This window comes from Vibrio genomosp. F10 str. 9ZD137 (assembly GCF_049974785.1).
In the GTDB taxonomy this organism is placed as follows: domain Bacteria; phylum Pseudomonadota; class Gammaproteobacteria; order Enterobacterales; family Vibrionaceae; genus Vibrio.
On the sequence record NZ_JBNGCJ010000992.1, the window covers coordinates 1 to 227 of the forward strand.

1 tRNA gene is annotated in these 227 nt (G+C 44.1%); it reads left to right on the plus strand.

Annotated features, from left to right (window positions below):
* The first annotated feature begins 11 nt into the window (after positions 1–11).
* Positions 12–87, plus strand: a tRNA-Val gene (locus tag ACP45E_RS21380).
* The last annotated feature ends 140 nt before the right edge of the window (positions 88–227 follow it).

The following is a 227-nucleotide window of genomic DNA, read 5'->3' on the forward strand; positions in this document are numbered from 1 at the left end:
AAACTTAATGTGGGCGATTAGCTCAGTTGGGAGAGCACCTGCCTTACAAGCAGGGGGTCACTGGTTCGAGCCCGGTATCGCCCACCACTCTCTAAAGACTTTTGGATGTTGACTTCCAAACCAATTCCGTAAAACGAATCTGGTTCGGATTTTTGTCGACGAAAGTCATTAGAAAGTGCTTTAACTTGAAAAAGTAAACACTCGCTCTTTAACAATTTGGAAAGCTG